14 protein-coding genes are annotated in these 17765 nt (G+C 46.9%); 5 read left to right on the top strand and 9 right to left on the bottom strand.

Annotated elements, in window-relative coordinates; translation table 11 throughout:
- Positions 1-12: 12 nt before the first annotated feature.
- Both gltB and mnmH read right to left on the bottom strand, forming a co-directional pair.
- Positions 13-4611, bottom strand: a complete 4599-nt coding sequence (gene gltB / locus N5C46_RS08460; protein ID WP_261751660.1) for a glutamate synthase large subunit — start codon at positions 4609-4611, stop codon at positions 13-15.
- 519 nt (positions 4612-5130) lie between these two features.
- Positions 5131-6171 (bottom strand): tRNA 2-selenouridine(34) synthase MnmH, encoded by a 1041-nt coding sequence (gene mnmH / locus N5C46_RS08465; RefSeq protein ID WP_261751661.1) that lies wholly within the window; start codon positions 6169-6171, stop codon positions 5131-5133.
- A gap of 278 nt (positions 6172-6449) precedes the next feature.
- On the opposite strand from mnmH, the gene N5C46_RS08470 reads away from it, so the two are divergent.
- On the top strand, positions 6450-8000 hold the full coding sequence (locus tag N5C46_RS08470) for a glycoside hydrolase family 10-like protein (RefSeq protein ID WP_261751662.1): 1551 nt from the start codon (positions 6450-6452) through the stop codon (positions 7998-8000).
- 43 nt (positions 8001-8043) lie between these two features.
- Here N5C46_RS08470 and N5C46_RS08475 read toward each other — a convergent pair whose 3' ends face one another.
- The 7 genes from N5C46_RS08475 to N5C46_RS08505 all read right to left on the bottom strand — a co-directional run bounded on the left by N5C46_RS08475 (position 8044) and on the right by N5C46_RS08505 (position 14005).
- Positions 8044-8595 carry a cysteine dioxygenase gene (locus N5C46_RS08475; protein ID WP_261751663.1) on the bottom strand — a complete coding sequence of 184 codons (552 nt, stop codon included), beginning with the start codon at positions 8593-8595 and terminating at the stop codon, positions 8044-8046.
- An 18-nt stretch (positions 8596-8613) separates the two neighbouring features.
- Positions 8614-9537 carry a DMT family transporter gene (locus N5C46_RS08480; RefSeq protein ID WP_336275559.1) on the bottom strand — a complete coding sequence of 308 codons (924 nt, stop codon included), beginning with the start codon at positions 9535-9537 and terminating at the stop codon, positions 8614-8616.
- Between the two features lie 275 nt (positions 9538-9812).
- Positions 9813-11144: a 6-phospho-beta-glucosidase gene (locus tag N5C46_RS08485; protein ID WP_261751664.1), complete on the bottom strand. Its 1332-nt coding sequence runs from the start codon at positions 11142-11144 to the stop codon at positions 9813-9815.
- Positions 11145-11159: 15 nt separating this feature from the next.
- Positions 11160-11450: a hypothetical protein gene (locus N5C46_RS08490; protein ID WP_261751665.1), complete on the bottom strand. Its 291-nt coding sequence runs from the start codon at positions 11448-11450 to the stop codon at positions 11160-11162.
- Between the two features lie 72 nt (positions 11451-11522).
- Positions 11523-12803 (bottom strand): PTS sugar transporter subunit IIC, encoded by a 1281-nt coding sequence (locus N5C46_RS08495; protein WP_261751666.1) that lies wholly within the window; start codon positions 12801-12803, stop codon positions 11523-11525.
- Between the two features lie 27 nt (positions 12804-12830).
- On the bottom strand, positions 12831-13136 hold the full coding sequence (locus N5C46_RS08500) for a PTS sugar transporter subunit IIB (RefSeq protein ID WP_060673327.1): 306 nt from the start codon (positions 13134-13136) through the stop codon (positions 12831-12833).
- A gap of 2 nt (positions 13137-13138) precedes the next feature.
- A complete protein-coding gene (locus tag N5C46_RS08505) occupies positions 13139-14005 on the bottom strand; it encodes a MurR/RpiR family transcriptional regulator (protein ID WP_261751667.1) in 867 nt (288 codons plus the stop codon).
- A gap of 160 nt (positions 14006-14165) precedes the next feature.
- Between N5C46_RS08505 and N5C46_RS08510 the strand changes: the two genes are divergently transcribed.
- The 4 genes from N5C46_RS08510 to anmK are packed head-to-tail and all read left to right on the top strand — an operon-like array spanning position 14166 to position 17691.
- Entirely contained in the window at positions 14166-14504 is a 339-nt protein-coding gene (locus N5C46_RS08510) for a PTS lactose/cellobiose transporter subunit IIA (RefSeq protein ID WP_261751668.1), read from the top strand.
- A gap of 12 nt (positions 14505-14516) precedes the next feature.
- Positions 14517-15614, top strand: coding sequence for a DUF871 domain-containing protein (locus N5C46_RS08515; RefSeq protein ID WP_261751669.1), 1098 nt, complete (start codon positions 14517-14519; stop codon positions 15612-15614).
- A 3-nt stretch (positions 15615-15617) separates the two neighbouring features.
- Positions 15618-16532, top strand: a complete 915-nt coding sequence (locus N5C46_RS08520; protein WP_261751670.1) for a BadF/BadG/BcrA/BcrD ATPase family protein — start codon at positions 15618-15620, stop codon at positions 16530-16532.
- Positions 16525-17691 (top strand): anhydro-N-acetylmuramic acid kinase AnmK, encoded by a 1167-nt coding sequence (gene anmK / locus N5C46_RS08525; protein WP_261751671.1) that lies wholly within the window; start codon positions 16525-16527, stop codon positions 17689-17691. The genes N5C46_RS08520 and anmK overlap by 8 nt, the downstream gene beginning before the upstream one ends.
- Positions 17692-17765: the final 74 nt, after the last annotated feature.

Here is a 17765-nt window from a genome sequence, read left to right on the forward strand (position 1 = left end):
CCCCCTCCCTGATTAATTCGCAGGCTCCAATACTTTTTTCTCTTCTTTTGTACCTTCTTCAAATGCGGCCATTTCCGCATCGAATTTCTCTAATCCACTATTTTCAAGTTCACTGATCCGTTCTCTCATCTTGAGATAGGATTTAGGGATCACGCGCACAAATTTGGACACGTATGATTCCCAGTTCGCCAAAATCTTCTTTCCATTATTGCTGCTTGTATAGTGAACGTATCGCTCGATCATATCATAGACGTCCTGCATCTCTTCCGGATCAAACAATGGTTGAACGAGGACAAGCTCCTGATTACATCTTGAACGGAAGGTTTCATCTTCATCCAGGACATACGCAACCCCACCGGACATACCGGCAGCGAAGTTCCGTCCGGTCAGACCAAGGACGACGACTTTACCTCCAGTCATGTATTCACATCCGTGATCCCCGACGCTTTCCACGACTACCTGGGCCCCACTGTTACGGACACAGAAACGCTCTCCTGCTACCCCGTAAATATACGCTTCTCCACCGGACGCCCCGTAGAAAGAAACGTTTCCGATGATCGTATTCCGTTCAGGGATGAAGGTAGCGGTCGGATCCGGATGGACGATGATTTTCCCACCTGATAATCCTTTTCCGACGAAATCGTTGGAGTCCCCGACAAGCCTCAGGGTCAATCCTTTAGGAATATATGCACCGAAGCTTTGACCCGCAGAGCCCTTGAAGGTCAGACGGATCGTGTCTTCAGGTAATCCTTCTGCCCCGTATCGTTTGGTGATTTCACTGCCGAGCATCGTCCCGGTCACCCGGTGAATATTCCGGATTGCCGTCGTCCATTCAACCGGCTCCCCTGTTTCAATCGCATTGCGGCAGCGTGGAATCAGTTCTTGGAAATCCAATGTCTTCTCAAGCTCATGATCCTGCTTACGGGTCGCATATCTGCCTACTTTCTCTGGTACATCCGGTTGATAGAGAAGGGCTGACAGGTCTATCCCTTTACCTTTCCAATGATCGATTGCTTCGTTCGCTTCGAGGATATCGGTTCGTCCTATCATTTCATTGATCGTCCTGAAACCAAGTTGAGCCATGAGCTCCCTTGTTTCCTGAGCAACGAAACGCATGAAGTTCGCCACATGTTCCGGGTCCCCAGTATACTTTTTACGAAGCTCAGGATCTTGTGTCGCAATTCCGACAGGGCATGTATTCATATGACAGACGCGCATCATGACACAGCCAAGGACCACAAGTGGCGCAGTCGAAAATCCGTATTCCTCTGCTCCAAGAAGGGATGCGACGACCACATCCCGGCCCGTCATCATCTTGCCGTCCGTCTCAACGACAATCCGGTCACGAAGTCGATTTAACAGTAAGGTCTGATGGGCTTCGGCAAGACCGATTTCCCACGGCAGTCCCGTATGTTTAAGACTGGTTCTCGGTGCCGCACCGGTCCCTCCGTCATATCCACTGATCAACACAACGTCGGCCCTTCCTTTTGCCACACCTGCTGCAATCGTTCCGACACCTACGGCGGATACCAGTTTGACGCTGATCCTTGCCTGCGGGTTTGCATTTTTCAGGTTGTAAATCAATTCGGCCAGATCTTCTATCGAATAGATATCGTGATGAGGCGGTGGTGAAATCAACTCGACCCCCGGTGTCGATCCCCTTACTTCAGCAACCCAAGGATAAACCTTTTTACCTGGGAGATGTCCCCCTTCACCAGGTTTGGCCCCTTGAGCGACCTTGATTTGAATCTCATCGGCATTCACAAGGTAGTGACTCGTTACGCCGAAGCGGCCTGAGGCTACTTGCTTAATCGAACTGCGGCGCGAATCTCCATTCTCATCTGGAATGAAGCGGCTAGGGTGTTCCCCGCCTTCTCCTGAATTGCTCCGTCCGCCGATTTTATTCATGGCGATCGCCAACGCTTCATGGGCTTCCTGACTGATGGAACCGAATGACATGGCACCGGTCTTGAAGCGGCGGCAGATTTCTTCGACTGATTCCACCTCTTCAATCGGTACGGGCTTCGTTTCTTTAAACGAAAGAAGGCCGCGGAGGGATTGAAGATTCTGCTTTTCATCAGTCAGCATAGTGGAATATTTCTTAAATAATTCATAATTATTCGTCCTGCATGCATGTTGAAGAGTGTGGATCGTACTTGGATTGTACGCATGGTCCTCCCCATTTTTCCGATATTGAAATTCGTCCCCGGATTCTAATGTACGCTGGTTATCTTTCCGGTCGTTGAATGCCTTTCTATGTCTTAAAAGAACTTCTTTTTCAATGATATCCATCCCGATTCCGCCGAGTCTTGATGCGGTACGGGTGAAATATTTATCGATGACATCCTGATGAATGCCGACTGCTTCAAATATTTGGGCTCCACGGTAACTTTGGATCGTAGAAATCCCCATTTTCGATAGAACCTTGATGACCCCATCGGTTCCCGCTTTCACAAAACGCTGCACCGCTTTTTCATAGGTGGTGTCTTGAATCTCGCCTTTTACAATCAAATCAAGCAGTGTTTCATAGGCCAGATACGGATTGATGGCTTCAGCACCATATCCGAGCAGGGTGGCGAAGTGATGCACTTCCCTTGGTTCCCCTGATTCCAGGAGGATACTCACGGTTGTACGCGTCCCCTGACGGATTAAATGATGATGCAGACCTGATACGGCAAGGAGTGACGGAATGGCCGCCTTCTCCTTCACCACCCCGCGGTCGGAAAGAATGAGGAGTGTCGCCCCATCAGCAACGGCCTGGTCAGCTTTTTCGTAAAGAGCATCGAGGGTCCGTTCAAGCTGATCTTCTTCTTCGGTCACATCAAATAAAATCGATAACGTAACTGCCTTAAATCCTTTTTCTTTCTGATGACGAAGCTTTTCAAGCTCTTCCCCTGTGATGATCGGTGTCTTTAAATGAATATGCCTGCAGCTCTCAGGACCAGGATTCACCAGATTTCCTTCAGCTCCGATCGTTGTACCGACAGATGTGATGATCTGCTCTCTGATCGCATCGATCGGTGGATTTGTCACTTGGGCAAATAATTGTTTGAAATAGTTAAATAGAAGCTGAGGCTTCTTGGATAAAACGGCAAGGGGTGAATCGTATCCCATGGAACCGACCGGATCCTTGCCATCGGTCACCATCGGCTTGATGATCTTATTCAGTTCCTCTGTCGTGTAACCGAATGCCTGCTGCTGAAGGAGCACTTCCTCTGAATCCAATCGTGTCACTTCCTGTGTCGTTTCCGGAAGGTCCTCAAGTTCGAACTTATTATTATCGAGCCAGTGTCTGTACGGATGCTCGGACGCGACACGGAGCTTGATCTCTTCATCCGGGATGATCCGCCCTTTTTCCAGATCGACGAGAAGCATCTTTCCAGGCTGGAGGCGATCTTTGTACACAATGTCATCGGCAAAAATATCCAGCGCCCCCACTTCGGATCCCAGAACGATCATGCCGCCTTTTGTCACATAATAACGGGCAGGTCGCAGTCCGTTTCGATCGAGGCACGCCCCGATTTGCTTTCCATCGGTGAATACCAGGGCTGCAGGTCCATCCCACGGCTCCATCAGACAACTGTGGTATTCATAAAAATCCTTCTTCTTAGGATGGATCGTATCGTCGTTTTCCCATGGCTCAGGCACCATCATCATGGCCGTATGGGCAAGGGATCTACCTGATAAATGAAGGAATTCAAAGCAGTTATCAAACATGGAAGAATCACTGCCTGTCTCATCGATGACGGGTAGGATTTTCTTCAGATCTTCTTCCTTGAAAGCACTGGATTGGCACAGTTTCTCACGTGCACGCATCCAGTTCACGTTGCCTCGCAATGTATTGAATTCTCCATTATGAATCGTATATCGGTTTGGGTGAGATCGTTGCCAGCTCGGGAAAGTGTTTGTACTAAAGCGGGAATGTACAAGTGCTAAAGCTGACCGGAACTCAGGATGGTTGAGGTCAATATAAAAGGAATCGAGCTGTTCCGGGATGAGCATCCCTTTGTACACGATGGTCGTGGAAGACAAACTGCAAAGGTAGACATCCTCAAGCCCTTCAACCGTTGCGACTTCTTGTTCAATCCTTTTCCTGATCACATACAACTTTCGCTCGAAATCCATCCGGGACTCTATATCTTCCGATACGCCAATGAAGACTTGGCGGATGAATGGTTTAGACTTCGATGCCACTTTCCCTACAAAGGAATCATTGAGTGGAACAGGTCTCCAGCCAAGTGTCTTCTGGCCCTCTTCATCAATGATGCGTTCGAAGATTTCTTTACTCTTCATGCGCTTCTCATAATTTTCAGGAAGGAACACCATCCCGATTCCATATTCTCCTTTACGGGGAAGGATGATGTCTTCTTTCTCACACTGCTTCTTGAAGAAATGATGGGGGATTTGAGTGAGGATACCTGCACCGTCACCGGTACTCGTATCGGCTGATTGTCCTCCGCGATGTTCTAAGTTACATAAAATATTGATGGCATTCTGAACGATGTTATGACTTTTCGTCCCATCGATATTGGCAATCATTCCAATTCCACATGCTTCATGTTCTTGCGCAGGATCATACATGCCTTGCGCTACAGGAAGATTCGTTTTCATCCAATGTCCTCCTCTACTAAACTTGTATATTTTTTGAATAATTAACCGGTTAATTAAATTTTCTTAATTTTCGTTAGTATATCATGAAATTTAGAAAAAACGAAAAATTTTGTTAATGGGAAGCGTGTGCTTTTTCCAAATATATATGTAATAAGGAGAAAGAACGTTGATTTATAAATGATACCTTTAACTTAATATTCAGAATCTTTAAAAGCTTGGTACGAACATAAAGAAATCGCTTACAATAATTCGTGTCCCAAAGCATATTTCAGCAAATTCCCACATGAATTTTCATGCAAAAACATCACTAAAAAAAATTTTTTTATCAGCAAAATTTTTCAACCTACCGGGTCTTAGCGAGGAGGGACGGACCTCTATGTATTCAAATGGAACCGCCTTGTCATTTATTTGCTTAAATCCTTCTTCTTTTCCCTCATGGGGACCTTTTCAAACCAAAAGAAAGAGGGACGGACCTTCGAAAATTCGAAGGTCCGTCCCTCTTTCTCATGGGCAAAGGTCTCAGTGATTGGAAACCAAGGGGCTTTTCTCAGGAAGGAGCTTCTTGATTTCTTGGTATGCTTCTTCGATTGAATTCACCTTAACCGTGGTCTTTCGATCCTCTGGATATTGATTCCACATATGTAAGTACCTCGGATCGTAATAATATTCGATGAGCAGTTCCAATATCCGTTCATAGTTTCCCTTCTGCAGCTCAGCCTCGATTTCATTGGCAATCGGACTGTGAATCCTTCGCTTGATGGACCTGAACGCTTTCACAAACTCTTCATGATGTTCGTGAAGACGGTACTCGTCTAATATATGCCTCACTCTTTCTTTCATGGGCATTTCGATGAAGATATGAAATGCCTCTTCCTTCTCCTGAATAAGAAAATCAGGCAGGAGCACCTTACCGATCCGCTTACTTTCTGCTTCAAATAAAAGAAAAGGGGCTTCCTGCTTTTTCATCAGTTCCCGAAGGAGGAGGGAATCGAATGTTTTCTGGTTGTTGGCCGTGAGTCCGATTTCTCCAAAGATGGACCCTCTGTGGTTGGCGAGGCCTTCAATATCAAGAACCGGATATCCTTCTTCCTGAAGCTTCTTCAAAATCGCGGTCTTCCCGGTGCCTGTCCCACCGTTCAGTACAAAAGAAGCAGGCTTCAGGTCAATATCTTCAAGCCCCTTCAGCACCCAGTGGCGATAAGCCCTGACCCCTCCCAGAATCCGGGAAGTCCTGATCCCCATCAGGTCAAGGAAAGTAGCCGCTGCTTTACTCCTCATACCACCACGCCAGCAAAACACGACGATTTCACCCTCAAGTTTCTTGAATTCATTAATGAATCGGGGAAGCTTACCTGAAAAAATCTCCAGTCCCCGGTCCGTCGCCACTTCCTTACTCACCTGCTTATATAATGTCCCTACTTCTGCTCTTTCTTCATCATCGAAAACGGGTATATTCAGGCTGCCCGGAATCGTCATTTCCCTGTATTCAGAAGGAGATCGTACGTCCACGAATGTATACTTATCTAAATCGCATTGATCGATCGGTAGATCTTTGAACATGTCATCCTCTCCCTTTTTACATTTCACTTCTATTCTACACCACTTCCGTATTCATTCTTTCCCTTTTTATTCTTTTTAGAAGTATTCACCTGGTCCTTTCCTACTGTTTATCGATTGAATATTCAGTTTTTTCACCTCATTGGTACTATATACCAGAGTACTAGAACCCCTTATAATGAAAAGAGAAATAATATTTCATATTTTAATTAAATTTCATGAAGTATTATTTCAATAAAATGAAAGCGGTTACTTTATAACCGTAAGAGAGGAGTAAAGATATGAAAGCAGTAAAGTACATGATGATGGCCGTGATGTTGTTCTCACTGGTACTTCCCTTTTCTACCGGGAAAGCGAAGGCATCCGGGACATCTGAACCGAAGCAAGAGATGCGGGCTGCATGGATTGCGACAGTGACGAATATTGACATGAAGCCTGGAATGGACAAGCAGGAATTTACGGATTGGGTGGTGAACACCCTGAACGAGTTAAAAGAATTGAACTTCAATACGGTGATCTATCAAGTCAAGCCGACTGCCGATGCCTTGTATCCTTCCGAACTGGCCCCATGGTCCCAGTATATTACGGGTGATGAGCAGGGAACCGATCCAGGCTATGACCCACTTGCCATCATGGTAGATGAATCACATAAACGAGGAATCGAAGTACACGCATGGGTCAACCCTTACCGGATCACGATGCCGAATCAAACGATCGACTCTCTCGCGGATGACAACGTGGCCAAACTTCACCCGGAGTGGGTACTGAAATACGGGAAGCAGTACTATCTCAACCCCGGAATTCCCGAAGTACAAGAATACTTGATTGATACAGTTAAAGAACTAGTTAGCAACTACGACATAGAAGCGGTTCATATGGATGATTATTTCTATCCTTATAAAATTGCAGGAGAAAGCTTCCCAGATCAAGATACATACGAGAAATATGGCAGCACATTCGCCAATATCGATGATTGGAGACGCAACAACGTCGATGAACTGGTCGCTGATATCAACACTGAAATCAAAACTATCAAAGAGTATGTCCAATTCGGTATCTCTCCGTTCGGTGTATGGAGAAATATCGCCGATGATCCGACGGGAAGTGAGACAGAAGCGGGACAAACGAATTTCGATGATCTGTATGCAGATACCCGCCAGTGGATCAAGGATGGAAGCATCGACTACATCACCCCGCAAATCTACTGGTCCAGGAAACTCGCCGTCGCCAACTACTCCGTCCTACTCGATTGGTGGAGCCGGGAAGTGAACGAGTATTCTTATGAACATCCGGTGAATCTGTACATCGGGATGGCCGATTATAAGGTCGGGGACAACTTTGATCAGGAATGGTTCAATCCTTATGAACTGCCGGGGCAAATCATGGACAACCGGGCTAACGGTACGGCCCTTGGCCAAATGCATTTCTCCCTGAGACAAATTTTCGAAAACCCGCTTGGGTACACTGATATTCTACGAAATGAAGTATATACGGAAAAGGCTTTGACGCCTGCCACTCCTTGGAACAATGATGACCTTCCGAAGAAACCGAACACGGTAAAAGCGGATAAGCAGGAAGACGGTATCACGTTGACCATCGATGACAAGAAACATTCAGATGCAAGAAAGTATGTCATCTATCGCTTTGACGGCGTGAAAGAAGGAGACTACATGAATCCTGCGAATATCGTGGATGTCGTGTACTCTCAAGAAGGCGTCACGACGTATAAAGACACTTCTGCTGCAGAAGGTGGAATGTACACGTATGGTGTTACCTCCGTATCTCCGACAGGTGTGGAAAGCAAGGACGCGAAATCAGTGAGAGTACGATAATCATAGAAAGAAGCGTTTCCCCGCAGTGGAGAAACGCTTCTTCTTATTTCAACTGTATGTCCTTTACCTTTTCCCTCATATCTTCCGGCCACCAAGCACCGCATTCATCGGATACCACACAGGCCGCACATTTCTCCAAATCGTATACCATCATCCCCTGAATGGGCGGTGAATAGAGGTGGAGAGTCACAAGACTCCCTTCACTCCCCTTCCTCATCTTGTGAACCCCTTTCTTCGGGGCAAAAAAGAAAGAACCTTCCCTATATTCGCGATGGAATATTTCATGTGGAAGGTGATTATCCTTCACTTCAAAAATCGTGTTGACGGAAGTCCCATCCATCACCTGGATCCACCCTTTCGAATCTCCGTGGTCATGCGGGGCACATTCCATATCCGACCAATTCATGACGAGGAGCTCCACTGCTTCATTTTGATACAGGAGCTTTCGAAAGTAGGGTTTCCCTTCCGGAGATTCCAGATAAGGCTGTAAATCCTCAAGACGTATATTCAGAGACTGCAAGACTTCTTTCAGTTCTTTCGTAGAAGGATGTGATAATCCATCCAATCGATTCTTTATCCGTTCTTTTAAGGTCACTGCGCATCCCCCCTGATGTTATCGCTTCCTCCATAGAAACCGATGGAGGACAGAAATCATCTGACCATTGACAATGACAACTCCTATAATAATTATGACTCCACCCAGGATGCTTATGAGAAAAATTTTCTCGTGAAGGAGAAGAATGGCCGCAATGAGAGTGGTGACAGGCTCCAAGTAAAGAAACATCGACACCTTGGACGCATCCAATACTTCCAACGCCTTCGCCCAGTACCAATACGCGATTCCCGAGACGAATACACCGAGGAAGATCAAGTGTGCCCACTCCACATTCGATAATTGGGAAATGCCTTCCCACCCCCGGTTTCGAATGAGAAACGGAGTGGTCAAACTGAATCCCAGCAGGCTCATGTAAAAGGTGATCACGAGGGATGGGAGCTCAATGCGAAGCTTTTTCAGAAGCACGGAGTATACCGCCCAGTTCAATGTACTGAGAATCATGAGGAGATACCCTATGTTGACAGTAAATCCGATCGACTGTCCCCTCCCCGCAGTCGTCACCATCAGCACACCCGTAATCGCAATAATCATTCCAAGGACTTTAGGGAGAGTCATTTTTTCATGCAAGAACATCATGGAGAGGATGACGGTGAACACAGGGGAAAATGAAATCATCCATCCTGCCGACGATGCATCGATGGTGAGTAGGGCCGTCGCCTGGATGACCTGGTGAATGAAGACGCCGAGAACGCCAAGTATGATTAAGTGAGGGATATACTTTAGAGGAATCGTAAGCTTGTATCGTTTTACTACGAGTAGCATGAAGAGAAACAGTGCTCCGATTGCAAACCGCATCACGAGGAGCGTATACGGATCAAGGGTATCCAGCACCGCTTTCGTCGACACGAAGGATATCCCCCAGAAGCTGATGGACATGGTGGCATATAGAGAGGCCGCAGCCTTTGTTTTCATCGGGATCATGGACGTGGCACCCTTTCCGGACATGGTTTCTTTCTATCAAGTTATGCTCGTCCCGGGGAAAGATGTGCAGAGGGTTGATGTGTTTTGAAAATAAGTTGGTTGGTTTTGAAAATATATTCTGGTTCTAGAAAATAAGACCGGGGCTGTTCCGTCACGGGTCATATAAAGTCGATAATAAAAGCGGAGAAGTCGATAGTAAGTCCACTAACCCCCTCCCTTCACTCCCCTTCCCACAAAAAAACGACCCAAATCATGATTCGGGTCGTTTTCTATCTTTAATTTTGGGTCAGCCGCTCACCAAACTGAGGCAAATACTCTTTATGAACCTCAAGCATCTCGTCCAGCAGCTGCTTCGCTTTCACATCACTGGTCACCAACGGATTGATGGTCATGGCAAGCAATGCTTTTTCATAGGAACCGGTTACGGATGCCTCTGCAGCCACCCGCTCAAAGGATTTGATCTGTTGCACAAGGCCACTGACCGACACAGGGAGTTCTCCGATTGCAATCGGCTCCGGTCCCGCTTTCGTCACAACGCAGTTCACTTCCACGGCAGAATCCCTTGGCAAATCACTGATTGCTCCATTATTTCGTACATTCAAAGTCTGGATATCCCCGCGATCGTTGTAAATGGACGATATGAGATTGCATGCTGCATCACTGTAATAAGCCCCTCCCCGCTCTTCAAGTTGCGGAGGCTTAACCGCTAAACTTTCATCCTTATACAAATCAAACAGCTCTTCCTCCAACTGCTGGACGACCTCCGCACGAGTCGTACCGGTCTTGAATTCCTCCAGCTGCTTTTCTAAAATATCACCCGTTTTGTAGTAATAGCGGTGATATGGGCAAGGGATGACTCCCAGACTCCTGATGAATTCCGGTTCCCACGGCAGTGGAGCAATATTCCGCATACTCACCTGCCTGTCCGGATCACTCATGATGTCGAGTACTTCCTCCAATACAGATTCTCCGTCCAGCAGTACGTCCAGTCCGTAGACCATATGATTGAGTCCGGCAAATTCGATAAGTACGCGTTCCACCTCGACACCGAGGAGTTTTGCAAGCGTCATTCTCGTATTGATGGGAAGATTGCAAACGCCCACGACCTTCGGATGCGAACCATAGCGCAGCAACGCCTCAGTTACCATACCTGCAGGATTCGTAAAATTGATCAGCCAGGCATCAGGGCACAGTTCCTGCATTTCCTCTGAGATTTCCAAAAGAACAGGGATTGTCCTCATTCCCTTAAAAAGTCCCCCTGCCCCATTTGTCTCCTGGCCGATCATCCCGTATTTGATCGGCAGGCGCTCGTCCTGAATCCGGGCTTTCAGCTGTCCGACCCGCATCTGGGTCGTGACAAAGTCAGCTCCCTTCAACGCCTTTCTCCTCTCCAGTGTTAAATGGACTTCCATCGGGACTCCTGCCTTCTCCACCATTCGCTTCGCTAAATTCCCGACAATATTCAGCTTCTCTCTTCCCTCTTCAATATCCACAAGCCATAATTCACGAACCGGAAGCTCATCATACCGCTTGATCAATCCTTCAACAAACTCGGGAGTATAGCTCGAGCCCCCGCCGATCGTCACAATCTTGATTCCTTTTTTCATTGCAAGACCCTCCAGTTACCTGGCCACAAAAGCCAGAATGAAACTTATGACGAAACTGACCACGACTGCCAGTAGCATCCGCTTCTTTTTAACAGATGCATCTTCAACCGGTCCTTCAATTTTCAATAAAATGTATGAAAGACCGATGGAAGCTGAAATGCCCGTAGCCAAAAACATACTCCATTCTTTTGCGAGTCCCGTGCTCATCAACGGTTTAGAAAGAAGTAAAAGTCCAATAGATACAGAGATTAATAATACAAACACACTTTTAAAACCGATTCTCTTTGGGACAACGGTTTCTGTCATGTCCATCACTCCTTATACTAGTAAAGAAGTGGGAATCCTAGGACTCCCACTTCTGATTGTTGATATAAAATCTTATGCCGCTTGTTGCTCGCTCTCTTCCATCTTCAGCATTTTCTTGTCATACATTTTCAAGAATGGGAAGTAGATAGCGAATGAGATTCCGACATTGATCAGAACCATGACGATCGCTCTCCAGTCACCACCCGTTGCAAGGTACGCGCCGATCGGTGCAGGCAGTGTCCATGGCGGCATGATGTACGTTGGAGATACCAAACCGATAGTGGTGGCCACATACGAAAGAGTCGCTGTGATCAAAGGTACCGTTATAAATGGGATGATCAAGATCGGGTTCAATACGATTGGAGCACCGAAAATGACAGGCTCATTGATATTGAAAAGACCCGGTACAAGACATGTTTTCCCTAGTGCTTTTAAATATTTTGAACGGGAGAAGAAGACCATCGCAAGGACCAATCCAAGCGTTGCTCCTGATCCACCGATCCAGATGAACCATTGGTAGAACGTTTCCGGAGCGATATGCGGGATCGCTTGCCCGCTTGCAACCGCGTCAGCGTTGTTCACAAGGAATACTTCCCATAGTGGACGGGCCACGGTTCCAACAACGGATACACCGTGAATCCCGAATGACCAGAAGAAATCGATCAGGAATACCGGAACCAATACTCCGAATATGCTGTCACCGGCAGTGACCAGTGGAGCGACGGCAACACCGACCAACTTATGCAGATCGACCCCTGCTAAGACAGTAACGGATGATATCAATAAAATAACGATTGCTACAGGTATAAGTGCTTCAAAGCTTCGTGATACGGATGCCGGTACTTGCTCTGGCATTTTGATCGTGATGTTCTTTGTTTTACAGAAACGCAGGATTTCAACGGCCAGGATCGAGACAACCATGGAAACGAATAATCCCTGCCCACCGAGGTTGGTCATTGGAAGGACCCAGCCTTCTCCGTCCATTACTTTCGGTGTAATGGTCAATAGAAGTACTGCGACTGAGATCTGTGCGCCGGATAATGGATCCAGTTTATAGCTTTTCGAGAGATTGTATCCGATCCCGAAGGCCACATAGAGCGACATGATGAACATGGTCAGACGGTACGGAATCAGGATCTCGACAATATTGTCTGCTGCCCACTGTTTGATGTCACCGAATATCCATGCATCAGGCAGTGGCGGAAACGCTAAGATCAGAAAGAATGAACCGACGATAATAAATGGCAGTGCTGAAATAACCCCATCCCGGATTGCTTGCAAATGCCTTTGTTCAGAGAGTCTGGCCATTGGACCTGACAAATTATTCTCCAGAAAGTTCACAAACGTTTGCATGTTACTACCCCCTTGTTTCCTATTTAATTAGTTTGTTAATTCTTTTACTGTTTTCAGTAAAGTTGGCCCGCCCAGTGGCGTGTAAGCCTGTGGCGGAATCGGCCCGCATGGAACATTGGCCTCATCGGCGGCTTTCTTCACTTGATCAAATCGGTGTCTGATCTGAGGTGCTACCATACATACATCCCATCCCTTAGAGATTTCCTCGGATACTTCCCCTGTTCCGATTGCATGAACTTCCATTTCAATCCCCTCTTTTGTTCCCTCTTTCTTCAGGGCATTGACGACGATCGCACTGGACATCCCTCCAGAGCATACGAATAATACTTTCATCCCTATTCCTCCTCCTCTTTCATTCGCTGGACCACTTCATGTGTATGAATAATTTGCTCGTAAACGCCATGTCCCTTTTTCATGCATAATGCCACGAATAAAGCGTCGATCACGACGAGTTGAGCAATTCTTGCCGTCATGGTACCGATTCGGATATTATGTTCCTCCTCTGAAATTGTCAGTACGATATCGGCGAGCTTTCTTGCCGGTGATTTACCGTGCTGTGTCAACAGGACGATGGTGGCTCCCTTTTCCTCTGCGACATTCATCAGCTTCAGGATTTCCTTCGTCTGACCGGATGTTGAGACGACGAAGAGAACGTCCCTTTCCGTTAAGTTCGCAGCCATCATCATCTGGATATGAATATCACTTGCCTGAAACGCCAGGTAGTTCAATCTCAACAGCTTCTGGGTGAAATCTTCCGCTACCACAGCTGAACCGCCCACTCCATACAGGTATACTCTTTCGGCTTCATGAAACGCATTCACCGCCCTACCGAGTTCATCGATGGAAAAAAGCTTTTCCGTGTTCTTGATGGCTTGATAGGTATTGACCAATACTTTATTGAAGACGGTTTCAAGATTATCTTCAAAAGAGAGGAGCGTATTTATGTCATGACTCTTCGTTTCTTCGATGTTCGTACTTTTCGCGAGCTCGATTTTCAAGCCGCTGAAACTGTTGATTCCGATCCGTTTGCAGAATCGGATGATGGCGGCTTCACTGCTGCCGCATGATTGTGATAGTTGCTTTGTGGTCATCTCCATCACTTTCTCAGGAAATTCGAGCACATATTGAGCAACCGCTATTTCAGAGGGTGTAAAGCTCTCCATCTGACTTTTGATGTGTTTTAAAACCTGGAATTCTGTCATGGTCACCTCCAAAAAAATGATTGTCTTGAAAAGGCTTTCAGTTTAATATGATTATATGCGATAATGAAATTAAATTTCAATATTATTTTAAAATATTTAAACTTTTATTTTACAAAATTAGTAGAAAAGAGTTCTAAAAAGGCCTAGGGAGGAATACACGATGGCAGAGATCCGCAACGTGGAAATGGAAATATTCGAGATCATATCAAACGGTGGGAATGCGAAGAGTACGGCTTATGAAGCCCTCGCTAAAGCACATGAGGGGAAATTCGATGAGGCGGAAGAGATGATAAAGACCGCCCATGAGGAACTGAATAAAGCCCATAAAACCCAAACAAGCCTGATACAGGCCGAAATCAACGGGGAAGAATTTGAAAAATCACTTCTTATGATTCATGCGCAGGATCACTTGATGACGTCAATCAGTGAAATCTCATTGATTGAACAAATGATTCCTATGTTAAAGAGAATCCATGCACTCGAAAACCAATCTAATTAAGGAGGAGTCACGATGAGTAAAAGACTGGGTGTTTCAATCTATCCGAATCATTCTACAACTGAAAAAGATAAAGAGTATTTGGCCCTTGCAGCTTCTTACGGATTCCAGCGTGTGTTTACCTGCTTATTATCCGTTGAAGGGGACAAGGAAGGCATCATTGCGAACTTCAAAGAAACGATCAAGTTTGCCCGTGAGAAAAATATGGAAGTCATAGCCGACATCAGTCCCCGTATTTTCAAAGAGCTCGATATTTCTTACGATGACCTATCCTTTTTTGCCGACCTGGGTGCCCATGGTATCCGCCTTGATCTCGGATATACCGGTCATGAGGAATCCATGATGTCGTACAACCCTTATGATTTGAAAATCGAATTGAACATGAGCAATGCCACGAAATACATCGATAACATCATGACGTATCAGCCCAATAAGGACCAATTATTAGGATGCCATAATTTCTATCCGCACCGTTACTCCGGCTTATCTTATCCTTTCTTTATCGACTGCAGCCAGAAGTTCAAAGACTTCGGCATGAGGACGGCAGCCTTTGTGTCTTCCGCGGATGCCACATTCGGTCCATGGCCCGTCACAGAAGGATTGCCTACACTGGAGATGCACCGTTCCCTTCCTATTGATGTGCAGGCGAAGCATCTGTTTGCCACTGGATTGATCGACGATGTCATCATCAGTAATGCGTATGCATCGGAACGTGAAATGCAGCTGCTCAGTGAGCTGAATACATCGAAGCTCACTTTCACCGTCGAAACCCATGAAACGACTACGGACCTGGAGAAAACGATCATCTTTGAAGAACCCCATTTTTACCGTGGAGATGTATCGGATTATATGATTCGTTCCACTCAAAGCCGCGTCAAATACAGAGGAAGAGAATTTGCGCCCCATAATAACGTCAACATCAAGCGTGGGGACATCATCATTGAAAACGACCTGTATGCCCAATACGCGGGAGAACTTCAGATTGCCCTCAAGGATATGGAGAACTCCGGTAAGACGAACGTGGTGGGAAGGATCCGTGAAGAAGAAATCTTCCTGTTGGATTATTTGAAACCTTGGGGCAAATTTGCCTTCAAGCCTTGTGAGAAGGTTTAAGAGATGACTAGAATAATAGGAATCGATGCAGGCGGAACGAAGGTTCAAGGACTTGTCATGGATGTGGAGAAAAATATCCTTTTCCAAAGTTTATCCGGACACGGGAACCCGTCCGTCTCATATGAGGAAGCATTGCAGAACCTTTCCTCAGTCGTTAAACAATGCCTGGACCATACTGCTTCAGATGGTGCCACCCACATTGTCATCGGAATGGCAGGTGGAGGGTCGGGAAACCTCTCCCACCGAATTCAGTCAGAATTGAGCAGGATGACTTCCCTTCCTATCATTCTGATAAACGATGCGACACTTGCCTATTTCAGCTTGATCGGTAACCGGAATGGTGTGATGACGATCGCGGGCACGGGATCGATTTGTTATGGCAGGAACGGGAAACGGGAAGGAACGACCGGTGGCTGGGGGCATCTTCTTGGAGATGAAGGCAGTGCGTATCACCTAGCCATCGAAGCTTGTAAAAAGATCGCCGGGGAAATCGATTTCGGCATACCGCTCTCTCCCCTCTCCTTGAGCCTGATGAAGGAAATCGGCACCTCTGATGCCAAAGGGTTGAAAGGATTTATCTATTCTTCTTCAAAAGGGGACATCGCCCGGCTTGGGAAAGTGATTCACAAGGAAGCAGAGGCAGGGGATGAAACGGCCCTTACCTTATTGAAAACCGCCGGCAATCAGCTTGCCGCACAGACCATCGCATTGATCGAGACGTTACAGATTGAAACAAAGCCGGTCATAGCGTTGAAAGGCAGTGTCCTTGAACACAATCCCGTGGTTCAATCCACGTTTAAAGAGACGATTTCAAAAGTGTTTATGGATTCGATTTTCATCGTTGATTCTACGTCACCCGCTACAGGCGCAGTGGATATAGTTGAAGCAATCCGGAAAGGAAGGTTGTCATATGAGTAAACGATTAGCAGTCGGACTGATGTCCGGTACCTCCGTGGACGGAGTGGATGCCGCCCTAGTTTCCATTGAAGGATCCGGGACGAATACAGTGGTGGAGCTTGTACACTATTCGTCGGCCCCCTTCCCTCCCCAGGTGAAAAAGAAAATCTTTGATGTCATGAGTCCCGAGCATTCCTCCACCCCTCTTTTATCCAGCCTGCATTTTGAGCTTGGTGACGTATACGCCGATGCCGTAGAGAAAGTATGTACGGAGGCGGGCGTCTCTGTTGATGAGCTTGGCTTTATCGGTTCCCATGGACAAACGGTCTATCACCAGCCCTTTCATACGGAAGACTCGGTTGCTTCCACTCTTCAAATCGGAGAACCGAGCGTGATTGCCTACAGGACCAACACACAGGTGGTGTCCAACTTCCGTTCCATGGATATGGCTGCAGGGGGAGAAGGGGCGCCCCTTGTCCCTTATACAGAGTTCCTTCTCTACCGGAAAAAGGATGGGGGCAGGCTTCTCCAGAATATCGGGGGAATCGGGAATGTGACCGTCCTTCCGAAGGACTGCTCCCTTGAAGAGGTGTTTGCTTTTGACACAGGTCCCGGGAATATGGTGATCGATGGACTGTGCGAAAAGTTATTCGGTTTGTCTTTTGACGAGGATGGATCGATTGCCGCCAGGGGAACGATTCACCCTGAAGCAGCAGGGAAATGGATGGAGTGGGAGAAGGATTTCTTTCAGAAAGCGCCTCCTAAGTCCACCGGCCGGGAACTGTTTGGTGAGGTGTTCGTGAACCGGATCCTGGATGAATATAGTCATCTTGTGAAAGAAGATCTGATTGCCACGGCCACCTACTTTACCGCCCTATCCATTTCGGATGCTTATAAAACATTCGTCTTCCCTCTGCATCCGATCAACGAGGTCATCATCGGCGGCGGGGGAAGCTATAACCGGATGCTTCTCCAAATGATGAGGGAGCTTCTCCCTGAAGTGACAATCCTCATCCAGGAAGATATCGGATACTCCTCCGATGCCAAGGAAGCGATTGCCTTTGCACTACTAGCCAACGAAACCCTGCACGGCAATCCAGGCAACGTCCCTGGGGCAACCGGAGCGAAAAAGCCCGTCATCCTCGGGTCGATCACACCAAGCCCCACCATCACAACATAATCTATCAGGAGGGACGGACCTTGACCCCAGTCGGGTGCCGTCTCTCTACTCATTTTAGTCACCGTTTTGAAAAC

Source organism: Rossellomorea vietnamensis (assembly GCF_025398035.1).
In the GTDB taxonomy this organism is placed as follows: domain Bacteria; phylum Bacillota; class Bacilli; order Bacillales; family Bacillaceae_B; genus Rossellomorea; species Rossellomorea vietnamensis_B.